Source organism: Brachybacterium nesterenkovii (assembly GCF_900163655.1).
GTDB lineage: Bacteria > Actinomycetota > Actinomycetes > Actinomycetales > Dermabacteraceae > Brachybacterium > Brachybacterium nesterenkovii.
In genome coordinates, this window is sequence record NZ_FWFG01000069.1 from 1 (window position 1) to 18523 (window position 18523).

An 18523-nucleotide genomic window follows, 5' to 3' on the forward strand; every position below is an offset into this window, starting at 1 on the left:
TCCGCCCAGCTCTATCGTCGCCAGGGAGAGCACCGCATCTGCGTGGCCGCCGCCGTCAGCAGGTTCTGCAGGGTCGGCCCGCGGGACGGGCGGACCGCTCTGTCAGATCGCGCCGAGCGGGCGCTCGATCCACACCGGCGTGTTCGCGTGCTGGACCACCGCCCCGGTCGCGGAGGATGCCGAGACCATGCCCTCGGTCTGCGCGGGGACGACGATGAGGCGCGAGCCCTCGCTCGCGGCCACGAGACGGCGCGCATCCCGCACCGCCTGGGTGTCGGCCAGGCGCACGCGGGCGCCCTCGGTGCTGCGCCCGATGATGCGGCGCACGGCCTCGAGGATCTCGTCGTGCTCGTCGGCGGGGGTCGCCACGCCGATCACCACGTGCACCTCGGCGTCGTAGACCGCGGCCAGGCGCCCGGCGCGCTCGATCGCCTGCTCGCCGAGGTCCGTGGACTCGTAGGCGACGGCGACCGGTCCCGCGGTGGTCTCGTCGCCGCGGACGACCACGATGGGGCACTGGGCGCGGCGGGCCAGGGCCAGGCTGGTCGAGCCCATCACGAGGGAGAGCATGCGGCCCAGCCCGCGGTTGCCGACCGCCAGGACGTCCGCGGTCTTCGAGGCGTCGAGCAACACGTCGACGGCGCGGCCGACGACGATGTCCGTCTCGATCGCGATCCCGGGAGCGGCCTCGCGCGCGAGCTCGACGGCGTGGGCCACGAGGGTCTCCGCCCCGGCGCGCAGCCCCGAGCCGGCGACGCCCGGGACCGGGTCGACGTCGACGTTCATGAGCGGCCAGATGAAGGCGTGGACGAGGCGGAGCGTCCCGCCGGTGCGGCGGACGTGCTCGGCGCCCCAGCGGATGGCGCGGTCGGACTCCTCCGAGTCGGCGACACCGACGACGACGAGGGGGGTGCGGCCGGCGTCCGGCGCATCGGGGGCGGGGTTCGTGGCGTTGGTCTCCATAGCCTGATCCTACCGAGGTCGCGGATCCGGGAATGTGAAGAGCCGACGCCCGGAAGGCGTCGGCTCTGCTGGTACCCCGTACCGGATTTGAACCGGTGTTACCGCCGTGAGAGGGCGACGTCCTGGGCCGCTAGACGAACGGGGCGCGGTCCCGGAGGACCGGGCATCGGAGGACCGATGCCGCAACGGATCCGTGGATCCGTCTCGTACCCCGTACCGGATTTGAACCGGTGTTACCGCCGTGAGAGGGCGACGTCCTGGGCCGCTAGACGAACGGGGCGCGGTCCCGGAGGACCGGGCATCGGAGGACCGATGCCGCAACGGATCCGTGGATCCGTCTCGTACCCCGTACCGGATTTGAACCGGTGTTACCGCCGTGAGAGGGCGACGTCCTGGGCCGCTAGACGAACGGGGCGCGGTCCCGGAGGACCGGGCATCGGAGGACCGATGCCGCAACGGATCCGTGGATCCGTCTCGTACCCCGTACCGGATTTGAACCGGTGTTACCGCCGTGAGAGGGCGACGTCCTGGGCCGCTAGACGAACGGGGCGCGGGCCGCATCCCTCCGCGAGAGCAGAGGGAGAAGCGCTGGGGTACCAGGACTCGAACCTAGAATGACGGTACCAGAAACCGTTGTGTTGCCAATTACACCATACCCCACGGGGTATCAGACCCGATCTCGCCGGAGCGATCCCGGGGCCGTACCGAGGTAAGACACTACCCGGTCGACGCCGCCGGAGGCAAAGCGAGAGCGCATCTTCCGGCTGTGAGGTCTCCCACCGTCGGCGGAGCGCACCGCGCGCCCGCGTCCCGGGAGGCACCGTCCGGGCCGTCGCGGAGAGCGCCGTCCAGGCCATCGCGGAGAGCGCCGCCCGGGCCCTTCCCGGGGAGCGCCGCTCAGGCCGCCCCGAGCAGCTCGAGGAGGTCGAGCAGATCGACGGCCTCGGCATGCCCGGACCGGGCCTGATCGCATGGTGCGAAGCGCCGGTCACCCGCCCGTCGCAGATGCACGCCGCGCAGGCCCGCAGCGACCGCGCCGTCGGCATCGATATCGGGCTCATCACCCACATAGGCGACCTCCTCGGGCGCGAGGCCCAGCAGCCGCGCCCCCTCCCGGAACACCCGGGGATCGGGCTTTCCGACGCCGAAGGTCTCGACCGTGACCAGCAGCGGCACGGCATCGGCGAGCCCTGCCGCGGCGAGCTTCGTCTCCTGCAGAGCGCGACCCGCATTGGTGACCGCACCCAGACGGATCCCCGCGCTCCGCAGGCGCGCCAGCGCGTCGGGGACCTCGGGGAACGCGCGCCAGGCCGCGGCGAAGGCGCGCTCGAACACGGTGTTCGCCCGGTCGTACTCCGCCGTCGTGAGCGCACGGCCGCCGCGGTCGACGAGCAGCTCGTCGAAGCGGCGATGGCGCTGCTGGGCGTGCGTCATCTCGCCGCACGTGTACGCCCGGTACCAGCCGCCGCGGTCGGCGGACCACTGCGCGAGCAGGTCCTCGAGTAGGGCGCCGCTCTCGCTGCCGCCCCGGTCGTCGAGCAGCGGGACGATCGAGGCGCCGAGGGCGGCGACGAACGCCGCCTCGGTGTCCACGAGCGTGTGGTCGATGTCCAGCAGCACCCCGTGCACGCCGACGAGCGAGCGCCCGGCCCGGTCCCCGCACGGGGGCTCGGGCTGGACTGTCGTCATCGCGCGGGCGCTCAGGCCGCGGCGAGGAGCTCGCGGAAGGAGCGCAGACGCGCCAGGCTCGAGTCGCGGCCCAGCAGCTCCATCGACTCGAACAGCGGCGGGGAGATGCGGCGTCCGGAGATCGCGCTGCGCAGCGGGCCGAAGGCCAGGCGCGGCTTGATGCCCATGTCCTCGACGATCGCCGAGCGCAGGCGCTCCTCGAGCGTCGCCGTGACGAAGGAGGCCGCATCGAGCGCCTCCAGCTCCGCGATCGCGCGATCCAGCACCGCGACCGGGTCCTCGCCCAGCTTTTTCGTGGCGTCCTCGGCGATCTCCAGATCGGCGTCGGAGACGAAGAGGAAGCGCAGCATGTCCGGCGCCTCGCCCAGGAGGTTCATGCGCGGCTGGACCAGCGGGGTGGCGGCGACCAGCAGCGCATGCTGCTCCGGGGTGATCGGGTCGGAGACGACGCCGGCGCTCTGCAGGTACGGGACCATGCGCTCGGTGAAGACCTCGGGCGCGAGCATGCGCATGTGGTCGGCGTTGATCGCCGTGGCCTTCTTGATGTCCACGCGCGCCGGGTTCGGGTTCACGTTCGCGGCGTCGAAGCGCTCGACCATCTGCTCGCGGGTGAAGATGTCCTGGTCGGCGCTGTAGCCCCAGCCGAGCAGGGCGATGTAGTTGACCATGCCCTCGGGCAGGAACCCCTGGTCGCGGTACAGGAAGAGGTTGGACTCGGGGTCGCGCTTGGACAGCTTCTTGTTGCCCTCCCCCATCACGTAGGGCAGGTGGCCGAAGACGGGGATGCGCTCGGCGACGCCGATGTCCATGAGCGCGCGGTACAGCGCGACCTGGCGGGGTGTCGAGGACAGCAGGTCCTCGCCGCGCAGCACGTGCGTGATCCGCATCAGCGCGTCGTCGACCGGGTTGACGAGCGTGTACAGCGGCGTGCCGTTGGCGCGGACCACCACGTAGTCGGGCGTCGAGCCGGCGCGGAAGGTGATGTCCCCACGCACCATGTCGGTGAAGGTGATGTCCTCATCCGGCATCCGCAGGCGCCACACCGGCTCGCGTCCCTCGGCGCGGAAGGCGGCCTTCTGCTCCTCGCTCAGGTCGCGGTCGAAGCCGTCGTAGCCGAGCTGCGGGTCGCGCCCGGCGGCGCGGTGGCGCTCGGCGGTCTCCTCGGCGGTCGAGTAGGACTCGTAGATGTGGCCGGCGGCCTTGAGGCGCTCGATGACGTCGGCGTAGATCTCCGCGCGCTGGGACTGGCGGTAGGGGCCGTCGGGACCGCCGACCTCCACGCCCTCGTCCCAGTCGATGCCGAGCCAGCGCATCGCATCGAGCAGCTGGTGGTAGGACTCCTCGCTGTCGCGCGCGGCGTCGGTGTCCTCGATGCGGAAGATCAGCTTGCCGCCCACGTGGCGCGCATGCGCCCAGTTGTACAGGGCGGTGCGCACCATGCCGATGTGGGGCGTGCCCGTCGGGCTCGGGCAGAACCGGACGCGCACCTCCTCACCGGTGGCGGCATCGGAGGCGGGCGCGGGCATGGACGCAGAGGTCGACGCGGAGGTCACGATCTGGGGCTCCTGGAGGTGGCGGACGGGCGCGTCAGCGACGCACGACGGGATTGGTGAGGGTGCCGATGCCCTCGATCTCGATGCTCATGGTCGAGCCCTCGGCGACGGTGCGCACACCGGCGGGGGTGCCGGTCAGCACCACATCGCCCGGCAGCAGCGTGGTCGCGTGCGAGATCTCGGAGACGAGGTCGGCGACGGAGCGGACCATGTCCGCGGTCGTCCCGTCCTGAGCGGGCTCGCCGTCCACGCTCGAGCGGATCGCCAGGGAGGCGACGTCGAGATCGGTCTCGATCCACGGGCCCAGCGGGCAGGAGGTGTCGAAGGCCTTGGCGCGGAACCACTGGCTCTCGCCGCGCTGGGCGTCGCGGGCGGTGACGTCGTTGGCGATCGTGTAGCCGAGGATCAGCGAGCGCACCTGCTCGGGCTCGACGTCCTTGACCAGCGTCTTCATGACCACCGCGAGCTCGCCCTCGAGGCTCAGCTCCTGGCAGTACGAGGGAATCGCGACGGGGTCGCCGGGACCGACCACCGCGGTGTTGGGCTTGAGGAAGAACAGCGCCTGCTCCGGCACCTCGCCGCCCATCTCCGCGGCGTGGGCGCGGTAGTTGCGTCCCACGCACACCACCTTCGAGCGCGGGATGACGGGCGCCAGCAGGCGGACGTCCTCGAGCGGCAGGACGGTGCCGGTGGGTCGGATCTCGGTGTAGAGGGGGTCCCCGGTGATCGCGTAGACCATGTCGCGGCCGTCCTTGGGCTGGACGATGCCGTACTGGGGATCCTCGCCGGTGGTGAATCGGGCGATGCGCATGGGCACGAGTCTAGCGCCGCGCCGAACGGCCCCGACGGGCGGAAGAGGCTGCCCGATCGCTGCGAGGTCCCCGCCCCGTCGACTTCTCGGTCCGTTTCCGTGTACATGCACGCACCCATGTACACGGGATCGGACACAGACGCGCGCGACCACCGCCTCGCGCCCCCTCCGCGGGGATGAGGAAGCGCTCCATGGAGGGAGGCCGAGGGGCCGGACCCCGCTGCGGGATCCGGCCCCTCGGCCCGGTGATCGAACGCCGATCAGTTGACCTGGTCGGCCACCTTGATGTCGTAGCCGACGTCCATGCCGTCGACCGTGGTCACGGTCAGGTAGACGTCGATGGTGTCGGTGCCGGCGGTGAGCAGGCAGGTCATCGTGGCGCCGACCTCCGCGGGAAGGTCGCCCGGGCAGGTGATGTCATCGGGCGTCTGGCCCACCTGCGCGGCGAGCTGGTCGGAGACCTGCTGCTCGACGTCGGCCTGTGCGAGGGCGGGGGCGCCGGAGCCGGTGTCGTCGGCCGTCGCGTCCTCGGTCGTGTCGGTGCCGGCGTCCGTGGTGGTGGAGTCGTCCGTGGTCGTGGAGTCGTCCGTGGTCGTGGTGCCCGAGTCCGAGGGCGACTGCTCCTGCGTCGTCGTCTCGCCGTCCTCGGGGGCCGCGTCATCGGTGCCGAAGGAGAACGAGCATGCCGAGAGCGCGAGCGCGCTGAAGGCGACGGTCGCCGTGGCGGCCGCGGCACGGGCGGCGGTGCGCGTGCGGGTGGTCGTGGTGATCATCGCGATCTCCTCTGTCGTCCGGTATCGGGCGGATGCTGCGATGGGAAGACTCTTCCAGCGATCACCGGCGGGGTCGATGGGGACGACTCCCTGGGGAGGATTGCACGGGGAGGACTGCACGGGGAGAAGTCCCCATGGTCAGGCGGTCGATTCGGAGCGATGACGCGGGCCCGGACCCCTGCAGTCCGGGCCCGCGACGGTCGAGCGAGCGCGCGGACGTCAGGCGGTGGCGCCGCGCTTGGTCGCCAGGCCCCAGATCGCGCGCACGATCATCACGGCCAGCAGGATGCCGCCCACGTAGCCGTTGATGACGTAGACGACGTTGACCATCTTCTCGAAGGGCACGGCGAGCCCACAGAGGGTGCCGACCGCCGCGAGCACGAGCGTGGCGATGCGGAAGCGGACCGAGCCGTCGTCGAAGAGGCGCGAGGAGACGGTCCACAGCAGGGGGACGGCCGTGGTGAAGATGCCCGCGAGGATGATCACCGAGACGCCCGCCGCCAGGATCGGGTGGAAGTCCTTGGCCAGCACCAGCATCGGGATCTGGGTGCCGACCACGCGATCGATGTTGGCGAGAAGGCCCAGGCCCACGACGACGCAGGCGATCGCGAACAGTCCGGCACCCAGACCCGCGCCCGCGACCGCCTCGCGGCGCGAATGCGTCGTCGCGCCGAGGGCCGAGAGGAACGGGGCGAGCCACAGCATGCAGAAGCCGACGTAGCTGATGGCCGCGAGCCACCACGAGGACGAGGCCTGGGTGACGTCGAGGGAGCCGACCGCTTCGGCGCCCTTCGCGATGCCCCCGGGGTGCTTGAGGATCGCGGCGATGCCGAGGGTGAGGGCGACCGCGACGATGATCGGACCGATCTTCCCGATCACCTCGACGAGCCCGTTCAGCCCCAGGACGCCGGTGATGCCGACGACGATCGCGAGGCCGAGTCCGCCGATCCAGGCGGACAGTCCGTAGTGCTCGGCGAAGACGGCGCCCGCGCCCGCGACCATGACCCAGAAGCTCATGAACACGAAGACCATCGAGAACCAGTCGAAGAAGGTCCCGACCACCTTGCCGCACAGGAAGCGGTAGATGTCGGTCGGGCGCTCGAAGCGCTGGGCGCGCCCGATGGTGATGAACTGGATGCAGACGAAGGTCATGAGCACGAGCACGAGCGCTCCCGTGCCGAACACTCCGATGTATCCGCGGGAGGCGAAGTACTGCAGGATCTCCTGGCCGGTCGCGAAGCCCGATCCGATGAGGAAGGCGATGATCGCCCCCGCGATGATCGCGACCTTGCGGATGCTGAGAGCGCCCGCGCCCTGGTCGTCAGCGGTGGTCGTTGCGGTCGATTCCATGAGGTGCCCTCTCGGCCATCGGCGTCGTTTCCGTCCGTAATATATCTGTGTGTCACTCAGAGGGGAAGGGGGTGCCGCTCCCTAGGATCGAGTCCATGACATCTCCCGCCCCGGCCTCTCGCCCCCTCGTCCTGGTCACCGGCGCCTCCTCCGGCATCGGCGAGGCCATCGCCCGCCGCGCGGCCGCCGACGGCGCCCGCGTCGTGCTCATGGCGCGCCGCGCGGACCGCCTGGCCGAGCTCGCCGCGGAGATCGGCGCCGTGCCCGTCGCCGTGGATCTCGGTGACGCCGACGCCACCGCCGCGGCCTGTGACCGCGTGCTCGCCGAGCACGGCGTTCCCGACGTCATCGTCAACAATGCGGGCTCGGGCCGCTTCACCGCGATCGAGGAGACGAGCGCGGCCGAGGCGTCCGCGCAGGTCGCCCTCCCCTACCTCGCCGCCTTCGCCGTCACCCGCGGGTTCATCGAGCCGATGCTGAAGCGCGGCACCGGGATCATCTTCCAGATCAACTCCCCCGTCGCCGTGGTGCCGTGGCCCGGCGCGGTCGGGTACGCGGCCGGCCGCTTCGCGCTGCGCGGCTTCACCGAGGCGCTGCGGCAGGACCTCGCCGGCACCGGTATCCGCGTCGGGTCGCTGACCCCCACGCGCGTCACGAGCGACTACTTCGAGGCCAACCCCGGCTCGCGCGACCGGGTGCCGCGGATCGAGTGGCTCGTGGGCTCCATGACGCCGGAGCAGGCGGCCGCGGCGGCGGCCGAGGCGATCGCCCGCCGCCCCGGGAAGGACTCGTACGCCCCGTGGCGCTGGGCGCTGCTGGCACCGCTGGCCCGCGCCGTCCCTGGCCCCGTCGCCTGGCTCTTCCGCCTCACGGGACACCGCCGACGGTGACGCCGCCGCGGCGCGGGCACCTGGGATGATGAGACGGTGGAGTTCCTCGTCATCACCCTCATCGCGGCCTTCGCCTGCGGGCTCGCGGCCCACCTGCTCCGCCTTCCCCCGCTGATCGGATTCATCGCCGCCGGCTTCCTGCTGAGCGCGCTGGGCGTCGAGCCGCTCCCGGGGCTGGCCGACATGGGCCGCATCGGCGTGGCCCTGATGCTGTTCACGATCGGCGTGCTCCTGATGCAGGACGCAGCGGCCGTCGCGGTCATCTCCTTCTCGACCGGCGAGGCTCCGAGCCCGTGGGCCCTCACCCTGCTCGTGCTCATCCCGCTGCTCGTGCTCGCGACCCGGCGCTGGCAGGCGCTGGGGGACGGCGATCTGGGAGTGCTGTTCGGCCTCACGATCGCGCTCGTGCCCGGCTACGCGCTCTTCGAGGCCCTGGGCCTGTCCGGGGAGCTCGGCGCGCTCGCGATGGGTCTCGTCGTCGCGCGCACCTCGGGCGCCGATCAGCTGGCGCGCACTCTGTTCTCCCTGCGCGAGCTCATGCTCATCGGGTTCTTCCTGAACATCGGCTTCCTGGGCGTGCCCTCCGTGCCCCACGTGGTCCAGGGGCTCGCCCTGCTGCTGCTCCTGCCGCTGCAGGGCATCGGCTACTGGCTGCTGCTGGTGCTGCTGGGGATGCGTCACCGCACCGCGGTGCTGTCCTCGCTCGCGCTCACCAACTTCTCCGAGTTCGCCCTCATCGTCGCGGCGCTCGGCGTCGAGGCCGGGTGGCTGGCGAGCGACTGGATGCATGCGCTCGTCGTCGCGGTCGCCGCCAGCTTCGTGGTCGCGGCCGTGCTCAACCCCCTGTCCGTCTCCCTCGCCACGCGGATCTCGGCGCGCCTGGGGCCCCGCCCCCTCGCGCACCTGCATCCCGACGAGCGCCCGATCGACCTGGGCGACGCCCGTGCCATCGTCCTGGGCATGGGCCGCGTGGGCCGTCGCGCCTACGACCGCCTGAGCGACGACTACGGGCTGCGCGCGCTGGGCGTCGAGCACGATGCGACGCTCGTGGCCCAGCTGCGCGCGTCTGGATCGGACCGCGGGGACCGGACCATCGCGGCCATCGCGCGCTACCGCGAGGACGTCGAGGAGTTCGAGCACCTGGGTCTGGAGACCGTAGTGCACCTGTACGCCGGCGCCGGCGAGACGCTGGCCGATCAGGCCGCGGAGACCATCGGGCTGCCGTTCCAGCGCGCCGAGGGGACCGTCGCATGAGCGCGCCCGTTCCCGCCCCGCGCACCGTCCTGGACGCCGAGCAGGCGCGCGCCCTGCGACGGGCCCACGAGGAGCGGGCCGATGCCCTGACCGCGGGGCACCGGGAGCGCAAGGGGCGGGGCGAGAAGCACCCGGTCGAGGACTTCCTCTTCCACTACTACCCCTTCTCCCCCGCGCGCCTGCGCCGCTGGCACCCGGGCTGGGAGACGGCCTACGACGCGGCCGCCGACCCGGTCCCGCACACGACGCCGATGGCCGACGTGCAGGTGGGCGGCGAGCGCTCCTGGTACATCGACGAGCGCGCGGCCGACGGGGCGGGATCCGGCGGGGCTGCATCCGGCGGGGCGGTGCGGACGCTGCGCCGCGCCGACGTCGGGCGGTATCTCGCCGAGCGCGCCGATGCCCTCGGCTTCATGGCGCGGCTTCTGCGGGAATCGTCGATGTCGCAGAGAACACCCCAGTTCGGCTGTCTCGGACTGCACGAGTGGGCGATGGTGCACCGTCTGCGCGAGGGCGAGCTGCGCCACGAGTCCCTCCCCCTGCGCCTGGGCCAGGAGGGAACCGACGCGGTGGTCGCGCGCGAGCGCCTCGTCTGCTCGCACATCGACGCCTTCCGCTTCTTCACCCCGGCGGCCCGCCCGCTGAACGCACACGAGCCGACGCGCGAGCGCCAGGTCGAGCTCGACAATCCGGCCTGCCTGCACGTGGGGATGGACCTGTACAAGTGGGCGATGAAGCTCGTGCCGCTGGCGCCGAGCGCCCTGGTGCTCGACTGCTTCGAGCACGCGCGGGAGCTGCGGATCCTGGACATGGAGGCGAGCCCGTACGACGTCCGGCCGCTCGGCTACGGCGTCGTGCCGATCGAGACGCCGGCCGGCAAGGCCGAGTACGTGCGGCGCCAGCGGGCGCTCGCGGAGCGCTCCGACGCCCTGCGGCAGCGGATCCTCGCGGCCATCGAGCCGCTCGTCACCCTGCTCGACTGACACGCAGTGCCGCGCGGCATCTCCCGCCGCGGCACCGGCGCCTCCGGTCACAGCACCGGCGACTCCCGTCGTCGTCCGTCACCCCCGCCTGAGAGACTGGCCCCATGCCCTCCCTCTCCCCCTTCCTGCCCGGCACCGCCGATGCCCCCGTGAGCGACCAGGACGCGATCGTCGACGGCTTCCTCGCCTCCCAGGAGGCGGTGGGCCGCACGCTCTACCCGCATCAGGAGGAGGCGCTGCTGGCGATCGCCGCCGGGGACCACGTGATCGCGGCGACCCCTACCGGATCGGGGAAGACGACGATCGGGTACGCGGCGATCTTCGCCGCGGTCGCCCGCGGCGAGCGGGCGTACTACACGGCCCCGATCAAGGCGCTCGTCTCGGAGAAGTTCTTCGACCTGGTCGCGATGTTCGGCGCGGACATGGTGGGCATGATGACCGGCGACTCCTCGGTCAACCACGACGCCCCGATCATCGTGTGCACCGCGGAGATCCTCGCCAACCATGCCCTGCGCGATGGGCCGACCAGCGACGTGGGCCTCGCGGTGATGGACGAGTTCCACTTCTACGGGGACTCCCAGCGCGGCTGGGCCTGGCAGGTGCCGCTGCTCGAGCTGCCCCGCTGCCAGATGGTGCTCATGAGCGCGACGCTCGGGGACGTGACGGCGTTCGTCACCGACCTCGAGGAGCGCACCGAGCGCGACGTGACCGTCGTGGCCGACGCCCCGCGGCCCGTGCCGCTGGACTTCCGCTGGTCGCTGGACCCGCTGCCCGACACGATCCGCACCGTGCTCGAGGACCGCGATGCCCCCGTCTACATCGTCCACTTCACCCAGAAGGATGCGCTCGAGCAGGCGCAGGCGCTCAGCGGCACCAAGGTGCTCTCGGCCGAGGAGGCGGAGCGCATCCGCGAGCTGATCGGCGACTTCCGCTTCTCCCGCGGCTTCGGGCAGATCCTGTCCAAGCTCGTGCGCCAGGGCATCGGCGTGCACCACGCGGGGATGCTGCCCAAGTACCGGCGTCTGGTCGAGCGCCTCGCGCAGTCGGGCCTGCTCAAGATCATCTGCGGCACCGACACCCTGGGCGTGGGCATCAACGTGCCCATCCGCACGGTGCTGCTGACGGGCCTGGCCAAGTACGACGGGCGCCGCTCTCGCCTGCTCAACGCCCGCGAGTTCCACCAGATCGCCGGGCGCGCCGGCCGTGCGGGCTTCGACACGGTGGGCCACGTGATCGTCCAGGCGCCCGAGTGGACGATCGAGTTCGAGCAGCAGCGGGCCAAGCAGCGGGCGCGCGAGGAGAACGGGCAGACCCCGAACTCGGCCAAGAAGCGCAAGAAGGAGCCCAAGCCCAAGATCCCCGAGGGCGCGGTCTCGTGGTCCGAGGCGAATCTGACCAAGCTCGTGGAGAACCCGCCGGAGCCTCTGCGCCCGCACCTGCGCATCACGTCCTCGATGCTGCTGGCGCTCATCGCACGCCCCGGCGACGCGGTGGCCTCGGCGCGGCACCTGATCTTCACCTCCCACCAGACGCGCTCGCAGCAGGTGGCGCTCGCCCGCCAGGCGATCGAGCTGTTCCGGGGGCTGCGGGACGCCGACATCGTCGAGGTGCTGCCCGAGCCCGATCACCTGGGCCGCCGCATCGCCCTCACCGAGGATCTGCAGCTGGACTTCACGATGAATCAGCCGCTGGCACCGTTCGCGATCGCGATGATCGACGCGCTCGATGAGGCCTCCGAGACCCTGACGATGGACACGGTCTCGATCATCGAGGCGATCCTGGAGGATCCGTTCCAGATCCTCCTGGCCCAGCAGAACGCCGCCAAGGGCGAGCTGCTGGCCGAGCTCAAGGCCGACGGCGTCGAGTACACCGAGCGGATGGCGCTGCTGGACGAGGTCACCTGGCCCAGGCCCCTGGCCGAGGACCTCGAGGCCTCGCTCGAGATCTACCGCCGCTCCCACCCGTGGGTGCGGGAGGACGACCTCTCCCCCAAGTCGATCGTCCGCGAGATCTACGAGACCGGGCAGACGTTCAGCGAGTTCGTGCAGCGCTACGGGCTGCAGCGCTCCGAGGGCATCGTCCTGCGCTACCTCTCCGACGCCTACCAGGCGATGCGCCGCACGATCCCGCAGGATCTGCGGACCGAGGAGCTCGAGGATGTCATCGAGTGGCTGGGCGTGCTCGTGCGCGGCATCGACTCCTCGCTGCTGGACGAGTGGGAGGCCCTGGCCCATCCCGCCGACGACGAGGGCGATGCCGCGAGCGAGGTGCGCCCGGCCTCTCCGCGCGGGCTGTCCGCCCAGACGAAGGTGCTGCGCCGGATGGTGCGGGCCGCCATGTGGCAGCGCGTCGAGCACTTCGCCTTCGAGCGGGAGGCGCGCCTGGCCGAGCTCGACGGCGCCTCCGGCTGGGACCGGAAGGCCTGGGCGCAGGCTATGGACGACTACTACGACACCTACGACGAGGTCGGGATCGACGCCCCCGCCCGCTCCCCGAAGCTGCTGCAGATCATCGAGGAGTCGAAGGTCTGGCGCATCCGCCAGGTGCTGGACGATCCGCAGGGCCACCACGACTGGGCGATCGAGGCCGAGCTCGACCTGGAGGCGACCGACGAGGCGGGCGAGCCGGTGCTCGCGATCACGAAGGTCGGGGAGATCAGCGCGTTCTGAGCCGCGGCGGTGCGGCCGGCGGGCGGGCGAGGCAGGCCGATCAGTCCCGGCACCTCGCGAACAGCCCCGGTGCCGTCCGGTCAGCTCGCGAAGGGCGTGTACCCCTGGGGGCGGCGGTCCGGGCCGATGGCCGCGAGCTCCGCGAAATCCTCGGCGCTCGGCTCCCACTCCAGGGCGGCGATGTTGGAGGCGATCTGCTCGCGGCGGCTCACGCCCGAGATGACCGAGCCGATCACGGGCCTGGCGGCGAGCGCACCGATCGCGACGTGCAGCAGCGGGACGCCGCGCGCGTCGGCGAAGGCCTGCAGGGCGTCGATCGTGTCGAAGTCCGCGCTCTCGAGGCGGCTGCGCTGGCGGGACTCGGCCAGGCGGCTGCCCTCCGGCGCGGCGGCGCCGCGGCGGTACTTGCCGGTCAGCAGGCCGTAGGCGAGCGGGAAATAGGGCAGGACGCCGATGCCGAGCTCCTCGCTGGCCGGCAGCAGCTCGGCCTCGGCGGAGCGGTTGTACAGCGAGTACTCGTCCTGCACGGAGACGAAGCGGGAGGTGCTCAGGGCACGGGCGAGGCCGTCGGCATGCGCGACCTCCCAGGCGCTGCGGTTGGAGGAGCCGATGTAGAGGACCTTGCCCTCTCGCACCAGGTCGTCGAGGGCCTCGAGGGTCTCCTCGAGCGGCGTGGCGCGGTCCGGGGTGTGCATCTGCAGCAGGTCGATGCGGTCGGTGCCCAGGCGCCGCAGGGAGGCCTCGACGGCCTGGCGGATGTACCGGCGCGAGCCGCGGGCCAGGCCGTCCGGTCCGTCGTCCTCGGTGACGGGCATGCCGAACTTGGTGGCGACGACGGCGCGGTCGCGGCGTCCCTGCAGGGCCGCGCCCAGCAGGCTCTCGGACTCGCCGGCGCTGTAGGTGTCGGCGGTGTCGAACAGGGTGATCCCCTGCTCGAGGGCCTCGCCGACGATCGCGTCGACCTCGTCGGCATCGGTGCGGGCGCCGAACGCATTGCACCCCACGCCGAGGACGGAGACGACGAGACCGCTGGAGCCCAGATTCCTGTATCGCATGGGGACGACCCTACCGAGGCGGGATCGGCAGCGGATCCCGGGCCCGGCCACCGCGGCGGGCCGGGCCCGGCCGTGCGCATGCGCCTGCGACCATCCGCGGTGCTGTCGTCGACCGGTCGTCGTCAGCTCGCGGTCGCCTCGGCCTCGCGAGCGAGCAGACCCTCGACCGCACGGCAGGCGGTCTCGAGGTCCGCGCCCCGGCCGACGGCGACCCCGACGAGGTAGGACGCGATCGGCGCCATCGACCGCTGGACGCCGTGCGCGACGGCCCCCGTGGTCTCGTGGATGCGGTCGACGTCGAGCTGCGCGGCCCCTGCCGGCAGCCCCAGCTCGGCCTCGGCGCGTGCGAGCCAGGGGGCGAGGACATCGGTCCAGTCGTCCTGGGCGGTGACGGGAGGGCGCGAGCTCATGACGGGTCTCCTTCCGAAGACGCGGGCTGGTCGGGAGATGAGAGCGGATCGGCGGACGAGCGCCGATCGGCGGGCAGGGACGGGGCGGTGCGGCGAGCGGCGTCGGGATCCCCCGACAGCCGCGCCTCCCAGGCGGCGTGCTGCTCCCACGTGTCGACGTCGTCGAGAGCGGCGGCGGGCAGAACGGCGTCGACCAGGTCCAGCTGGGCCAGCAGGGAGCGGACGGAGCGGTCCCGGTCGCCGCCGCTGTCCAGGGCGGCACGGATGGCATCGGGGCGCGCGATGAACGCGAGATTCTCGCGGTGCCCGTCGGGACGAACGGCGATCGCGCCGTCGGCGTCCCCGGCCCCCTGCAGCGCCCCCAGCAGGGCGGGGACCGCCTGCGCGGCTCCGGGCATGTCGCAGGCGAGCACGAGCACCGCGTCGGTCATGCGATCCGCAGAGCCGCCGTCTGCGTCCGCAGAGCCGCCGTCCGAGTCCGCGAAGCCGCTGCCCCCAAACCCCGTTCCGGATCCGGCGGCATCCGGCGATCCCGCCGCCGCGGCGAGCGCCGCGAGGCCGGCGGAGATGCCGGCCACCGGGCCGCCGTGCGGCGGATCCTCGAGGGTCCGCAGCACACCCGCGGGAAGCCGAACGCTCTCCGGCGCGACGACGCAGATCCGGCGACGAGCCGCCACCGCCGCGAGCACCCGGTCCAGCAGCCGCTCCCCCGCGAGCACGACGTCCGGCTTGGACGCTCCGCCGAGACGACGGCCCGTGCCGCCCGCCAGGACGATCGCATCGACCGCCCCGGTGCGCGGCGTCACGGACCCCGCGATGTCGGCAGGCCCCGCGGTGTCGGCAGGCCCAGCGGAGTCTGCGGGCTCGACGGGCATCAGTAGTTGATCTTCTCCCACCCGCGGCGCTCCGCCTCGCGGCGGGGATCCTTCGAGCGGTAGACGATGTACGGGCGGTTCAGGTAGCCGATCGGCGCGGCGAACACGTGCACCAGGCGCGTGAACGGCCAGATCGCGAACAGCGCGAGCGCGCTCAGCACATGGAGCTGGAAGAAGATCGGCGCGGACATCATCAGCTCGGCGTTCGGACGCAGCGTCCAGAAGTTCCGGAACCAGACGGAGACGCCCTCGCGGTAGTCGTACTCGCCGAACGTCGAGTGCACGAGCGTGGCCAGCACGCCGAACAGGATCGTCAGCGACAGCGACAGGTACATGAGCTTGTCGCCGGGCGTGGTCGCCCCGAACACGCGGGAGTTCGTCCGCCGCCGGTACAGCAGGATCAGCAGTCCGCCCACGCACGCGACCGCGGCCGCGAGGCCGATGATGACCGCCATCAGGTGGTACATGTGGTTGGAGATCCCGAAGAACTCGGTCACGGCCTTGGGGATGCACAGGCCCACCACGTGGCCCACGAAGATGCCGATGATGCCGAAGTGGAACATCGGGGAGCCCCAGGCCAGCAGCTTGGACTCGTAGATCTGGCTCGAGCGCGTGGTCCATCCGAAGCGATCCTTCGAGAAGCGCCACACGTGCCCGAGCACGAACACGGCCAGCACCACGTAAGGGACGACCACCCACAGCAGGGTGGCGTACTTCGGGGTCTCGTTCACGAGGGGCGTCCTCTCATCAGGTCCAGCGGCACGGGGCCGGGCGACGCGGCATGGTCGCCGCAGCCAGCCCCCGACATCGTCTGATCGTGCATGATCAGGGCGTCATGGGAGATCGAATCGGTGTCCACGCCGTAGCCGTCGAGCCCGACGGTCTCCTCGGCGGGGCCCTCCGCCGCCAGGCGGGCGACGGCCTCGCGGTCGTCGGCGTCCATCGGCGGGAGCGTCGAGCAGATCGCGACGAGGGCGCCGTGCCACGGCGAGGCGATCTCCTCGAGGTGCAGGCGCAGCATCTCGATGCCGGCCCGGTTGGCGCGCAGGATCTTCGCCCCGCGCATCGGATCGTGGGCGGCCGCGAACTCCAGCACCACGGCGAGGTGGTCGGGCAGCTCGCTGTCATCCATCTCGAGGCCCGCCGCCCGGTAGTCCTGCTTGATCCGCACGAGCGCCATGCCGCGGCGGCGTGTGTCGCCCTGGCTGAAGTACGTCAGATACAGGCAGCCGCGGCGCCGGGTGTCGAAGGTGTCGACGTAGAGCTCCTGCAGCTCGAGCGGGTCGATGCGGCCGATCGCGTCGAGGCAGGTGCGCAGCGCCTCCCCGGTGCGGCCCGGCAGCGCCGCGACCAGCTCGCGGATCTGCTCGCCGTGGGCGAGCGCCTCCGCATCCGGGTAGGTGAGCAGCCAGGACGCGGCGAGCCACGCGGCGCGCTGGTCCTCGACCGGGAGACCGCTGGCCAGCAGCAGCTCCTCGGGCGAGGCCGGTGTCGCGCCGCGGGGCATCGCGTCCGCGTCCTCGCCGCGGGCCTTGGCGATCGCCCGGGCCAGCAGGCCCATCAGGCGCTCCCCTCGGCGCGCTGCGGGAACAGGCCCTCGGGCAGGCCGGAGCCGTCCCAGTTCAGCAGGTTCACGCGCTTGCCCTCGGGCCGCGGCACGGCCGTGTTCGCAGTGGTCGGGTCGTTCATCTGCCGCTTGGTGGCGTAGCCGGGGCCGGACATGCCCAGCGAGTCCTCCGGCAGCGACATCGAGCTCATGCCGGGGCCGCCGGGGGCGTTCAGCGGGCAGTCGGTGCCGATGCCCTCGAGCTCGTGGGCGCTCTCGACATGGCCCGTGGGGATCACGTAGCGCTCGGAGTACTTCGCGATCGCCAGCAGGCGGTACATGTCCTGCATGGTGTCGCCGTCCATGCCGACCGCGTTCGCGATCCCCTCGCGCGGCTCGCGCCCGAGGTTGATGTCGCGCATGTACGAGCGCATCGCGGCCATGCGGTAGAGCACCCGCTCGACCGTCGGGACGTCGCCCGCGGTGAACAGGTTCGCGAGGTACTCCACGGGGATGCGCAGGGTGTCGATCGCGGCGAACAGGTTCTCCGCGTCCTCCGCGTCGTAGCCCGTGTCTCGGACGACGTCGACGACCGGCGACAGCGGCGGGATGTACCAGACCATCGGCATGGTGCGGTACTCCGGGTGCAGCGGCAGCGCGACCTCGTACTCCTTGATGAGCTTGTAGGTCGGCGAGTTCTGCGCGGCCTCCAGCCAGTCGTTGGGGATGCCGGCGGCGCGCGCCCCCGCGATCACCTCAGGATCGTTCGGGTCCAGGATCAGGTCGCGCTGGGCGCGGTACAGATCCTTCTCGTCCGGCGTCGACGCGGCGGCGGTGACCTTGTCCGCGTCGTACAGCACGAGGCCGATGTAGCGCAGGCGGCCCACGCAGGTCTCGGCGCACACCGTCGGCTCCCCCTGCTCGATGCGGGGGTAGCAGAACGTGCACTTCTCGGCCTTGCCGGTCCTGTGGTTGAAGTAGATCTTCTTGTACGGGCAGCCGGTGATGCACATGCGCCAGCCGCGGCAGCCGTCCTGGTCCACGAGGACGATGCCGTCCTCCTCGCGCTTGTAGATCGCGCCGGAGGGGCACGAGGCCGCGCACGTGGGGTTCAGGCAGTGCTCGCAGATGCGCGGCAGGTAGAACATGAAGGTCTTGTCGAACTCGAGCTGGACCTTGTCCTCGATGCCCTTGAGCATCGGGTCCTTGTCCTTGTGGGCGTAGGTGCCGCCGAGGTCGTCGTCCCAGTTGCCCGACCACTGGATGTCCATCCGCTCGCCCGTGATGAGCGACTTCGGCGGGGCGGTCGGGATGTTGGGCTGCTGGGCCGGGGCGTTGAGCAGCTTGTCGTACTCGTAGGTCCACGGCTCGTAGTAGTCCTCGATACCGGGCAGGCGCGGGTTGGAGAACAGCTGCAGGAGCTTGGTGAGGCGGCCGCCGGCCTTCAGGCGCAGGCGACCGTTGGGACCGAGCTCCCAGCCGCCCTTCCACTTCTCCTGGTCCTCGTAGCCGCGGGGGTAGCCCTGGCCGGGACGGGTCTCCACGTTGTTGAACCAGATGTACTCGGTGCCGCTGCGGTTGGTCCACGCCTGCTTGCAGGTGACCGAGCAGGTGTGGCAGCCGATGCACTTGTCGAGGTTCATGACCATCGACATCTGTGCCATGACGCGCATGATGCGCTCCTTCCGACCCTGGGGCGAGG

The 18523-nt window shown here is 71.6% G+C and carries 16 protein-coding genes and 5 tRNA genes; 4 read left to right on the plus strand and 17 right to left on the minus strand.

Translation table 11 applies throughout. The annotated features are described in order from the left end of the window. Window positions 1-102 precede the first annotated feature (102 nt). The 11 genes from FM110_RS08460 to FM110_RS08510 all read right to left on the minus strand — a co-directional run bounded on the left by FM110_RS08460 (window position 103) and on the right by FM110_RS08510 (window position 7139). Window positions 103-963, minus strand: a complete 861-nt coding sequence (locus tag FM110_RS08460) for a universal stress protein (RefSeq protein WP_087104337.1) — start codon at window positions 961-963, stop codon at window positions 103-105. Window positions 964-1032: 69 nt separating this feature from the next. After that, window positions 1033-1108 (minus strand) — tRNA-Glu (locus FM110_RS08465). A 62-nt stretch (window positions 1109-1170) separates the two neighbouring features. Continuing rightward, window positions 1171-1243, minus strand: a tRNA-Glu gene (locus FM110_RS08470). 62 nt (window positions 1244-1305) lie between these two features. Beyond that, window positions 1306-1378 (minus strand) — tRNA-Glu (locus tag FM110_RS08475). Between the two features lie 62 nt (window positions 1379-1440). After that, window positions 1441-1513: transfer RNA gene (locus FM110_RS08480), tRNA-Glu, on the minus strand. Between the two features lie 38 nt (window positions 1514-1551). Beyond that, window positions 1552-1623, minus strand: a tRNA-Gln gene (locus FM110_RS08485). Between the two features lie 237 nt (window positions 1624-1860). Further along, entirely contained in the window at window positions 1861-2652 is a 792-nt protein-coding gene (locus tag FM110_RS08490) for an HAD family hydrolase (RefSeq protein WP_087104338.1), read from the minus strand. Window positions 2653-2663: 11 nt separating this feature from the next. Next, window positions 2664-4178, minus strand: coding sequence for a glutamate--tRNA ligase (gene gltX / locus FM110_RS08495; protein WP_087104377.1), 1515 nt, complete (start codon window positions 4176-4178; stop codon window positions 2664-2666). A 61-nt stretch (window positions 4179-4239) separates the two neighbouring features. After that, window positions 4240-5016 carry a fumarylacetoacetate hydrolase family protein gene (locus FM110_RS08500; protein WP_087104339.1) on the minus strand — a complete coding sequence of 259 codons (777 nt, stop codon included), beginning with the start codon at window positions 5014-5016 and terminating at the stop codon, window positions 4240-4242. Window positions 5017-5276: 260 nt separating this feature from the next. After that, window positions 5277-5789, minus strand: a complete 513-nt coding sequence (locus FM110_RS08505; RefSeq protein WP_087104340.1) for a DUF4333 domain-containing protein — start codon at window positions 5787-5789, stop codon at window positions 5277-5279. Between the two features lie 219 nt (window positions 5790-6008). Continuing rightward, window positions 6009-7139, minus strand: a complete 1131-nt coding sequence (locus FM110_RS08510; RefSeq protein ID WP_087104341.1) for a YkvI family membrane protein — start codon at window positions 7137-7139, stop codon at window positions 6009-6011. A gap of 95 nt (window positions 7140-7234) precedes the next feature. Between FM110_RS08510 and FM110_RS08515 the strand changes: the two genes are divergently transcribed. The 4 genes from FM110_RS08515 (at window position 7235) to FM110_RS08530 (ending at window position 12935) form a co-directional block, all read left to right on the plus strand. Beyond that, complete coding sequence (locus FM110_RS08515) at window positions 7235-8029, plus strand: SDR family NAD(P)-dependent oxidoreductase (protein ID WP_087104342.1); 795 nt, start codon at window positions 7235-7237, stop codon at window positions 8027-8029. A 36-nt stretch (window positions 8030-8065) separates the two neighbouring features. Continuing rightward, complete coding sequence (locus tag FM110_RS08520) at window positions 8066-9283, plus strand: cation:proton antiporter domain-containing protein (RefSeq protein WP_087104343.1); 1218 nt, start codon at window positions 8066-8068, stop codon at window positions 9281-9283. Beyond that, entirely contained in the window at window positions 9280-10266 is a 987-nt protein-coding gene (locus FM110_RS08525; RefSeq protein WP_087104344.1) for a 3-methyladenine DNA glycosylase, read from the plus strand. The genes FM110_RS08520 and FM110_RS08525 overlap by 4 nt, the downstream gene beginning before the upstream one ends. A gap of 104 nt (window positions 10267-10370) precedes the next feature. Then, complete coding sequence (locus FM110_RS08530) at window positions 10371-12935, plus strand: DEAD/DEAH box helicase (protein WP_087104345.1); 2565 nt, start codon at window positions 10371-10373, stop codon at window positions 12933-12935. Window positions 12936-13015: 80 nt separating this feature from the next. Here the strand turns inward: FM110_RS08530 and FM110_RS08535 are convergent, their stop codons facing one another. The 6 genes from FM110_RS08535 to narH all read right to left on the minus strand — a co-directional run bounded on the left by FM110_RS08535 (window position 13016) and on the right by narH (window position 18494). Further along, a complete protein-coding gene (locus FM110_RS08535) occupies window positions 13016-13990 on the minus strand; it encodes an aldo/keto reductase (protein WP_087104346.1) in 975 nt (324 codons plus the stop codon). A gap of 122 nt (window positions 13991-14112) precedes the next feature. Next, entirely contained in the window at window positions 14113-14400 is a 288-nt protein-coding gene (locus FM110_RS08540; RefSeq protein ID WP_087104347.1) for a DUF6457 domain-containing protein, read from the minus strand. Next, complete coding sequence (gene mobA / locus FM110_RS08545) at window positions 14397-15275, minus strand: molybdenum cofactor guanylyltransferase (protein ID WP_087104348.1); 879 nt, start codon at window positions 15273-15275, stop codon at window positions 14397-14399. Before mobA ends, FM110_RS08540 begins: the two co-directional genes overlap by 4 nt. Then, on the minus strand, window positions 15275-16006 hold the full coding sequence (narI, locus tag FM110_RS08550; RefSeq protein WP_087104349.1) for a respiratory nitrate reductase subunit gamma: 732 nt from the start codon (window positions 16004-16006) through the stop codon (window positions 15275-15277). The genes mobA and narI overlap by 1 nt, the downstream gene beginning before the upstream one ends. Next, the gene (narJ, locus tag FM110_RS08555; RefSeq protein ID WP_087104350.1) at window positions 16003-16836 is read right to left on the minus strand and encodes a nitrate reductase molybdenum cofactor assembly chaperone; all 834 of its coding nucleotides are present in this window, start codon (window positions 16834-16836) and stop codon (window positions 16003-16005) included. Before narJ ends, narI begins: the two co-directional genes overlap by 4 nt. Beyond that, window positions 16836-18494 (minus strand): nitrate reductase subunit beta, encoded by a 1659-nt coding sequence (gene narH, locus FM110_RS08560; protein ID WP_087104351.1) that lies wholly within the window; start codon window positions 18492-18494, stop codon window positions 16836-16838. Before narH ends, narJ begins: the two co-directional genes overlap by 1 nt. Window positions 18495-18523 lie beyond the last annotated feature (29 nt).

Bases quoted from the DNA above. Each gene is read 5' to 3' on its own strand.
- FM110_RS08500 (WP_087104339.1), bottom strand. From the start codon at position 5,016: ATGCGCATCGCCCGATTCACCACCGGCGAGGATCCCCAGTACGGCATC.
- gltX (WP_087104377.1), bottom strand. From the start codon at position 4,178: ATGCCCGCGCCCGCCTCCGATGCCGCCACCGGTGAGGAGGTGCGCGTC.
- FM110_RS08510 (WP_087104341.1), bottom strand. From the start codon at position 7,139: ATGGAATCGACCGCAACGACCACCGCTGACGACCAGGGCGCGGGCGCT.
- FM110_RS08535 (WP_087104346.1), bottom strand. From the start codon at position 13,990: ATGCGATACAGGAATCTGGGCTCCAGCGGTCTCGTCGTCTCCGTCCTC.
- FM110_RS08530 (WP_087104345.1), top strand. From the start codon at position 10,371: ATGCCCTCCCTCTCCCCCTTCCTGCCCGGCACCGCCGATGCCCCCGTG.
- narJ (WP_087104350.1), bottom strand. From the start codon at position 16,836: ATGGGCCTGCTGGCCCGGGCGATCGCCAAGGCCCGCGGCGAGGACGCG.
- FM110_RS08490 (WP_087104338.1), bottom strand. From the start codon at position 2,652: ATGACGACAGTCCAGCCCGAGCCCCCGTGCGGGGACCGGGCCGGGCGC.
- mobA (WP_087104348.1), bottom strand. From the start codon at position 15,275: ATGCCCGTCGAGCCCGCAGACTCCGCTGGGCCTGCCGACACCGCGGGG.
- FM110_RS08460 (WP_087104337.1), bottom strand. From the start codon at position 963: ATGGAGACCAACGCCACGAACCCCGCCCCCGATGCGCCGGACGCCGGC.
- narH (WP_087104351.1), bottom strand. From the start codon at position 18,494: ATGCGCGTCATGGCACAGATGTCGATGGTCATGAACCTCGACAAGTGC.
- FM110_RS08505 (WP_087104340.1), bottom strand. From the start codon at position 5,789: ATGATCACCACGACCACCCGCACGCGCACCGCCGCCCGTGCCGCGGCC.
- FM110_RS08525 (WP_087104344.1), top strand. From the start codon at position 9,280: ATGAGCGCGCCCGTTCCCGCCCCGCGCACCGTCCTGGACGCCGAGCAG.
- FM110_RS08515 (WP_087104342.1), top strand. From the start codon at position 7,235: ATGACATCTCCCGCCCCGGCCTCTCGCCCCCTCGTCCTGGTCACCGGC.
- FM110_RS08540 (WP_087104347.1), bottom strand. From the start codon at position 14,400: ATGAGCTCGCGCCCTCCCGTCACCGCCCAGGACGACTGGACCGATGTC.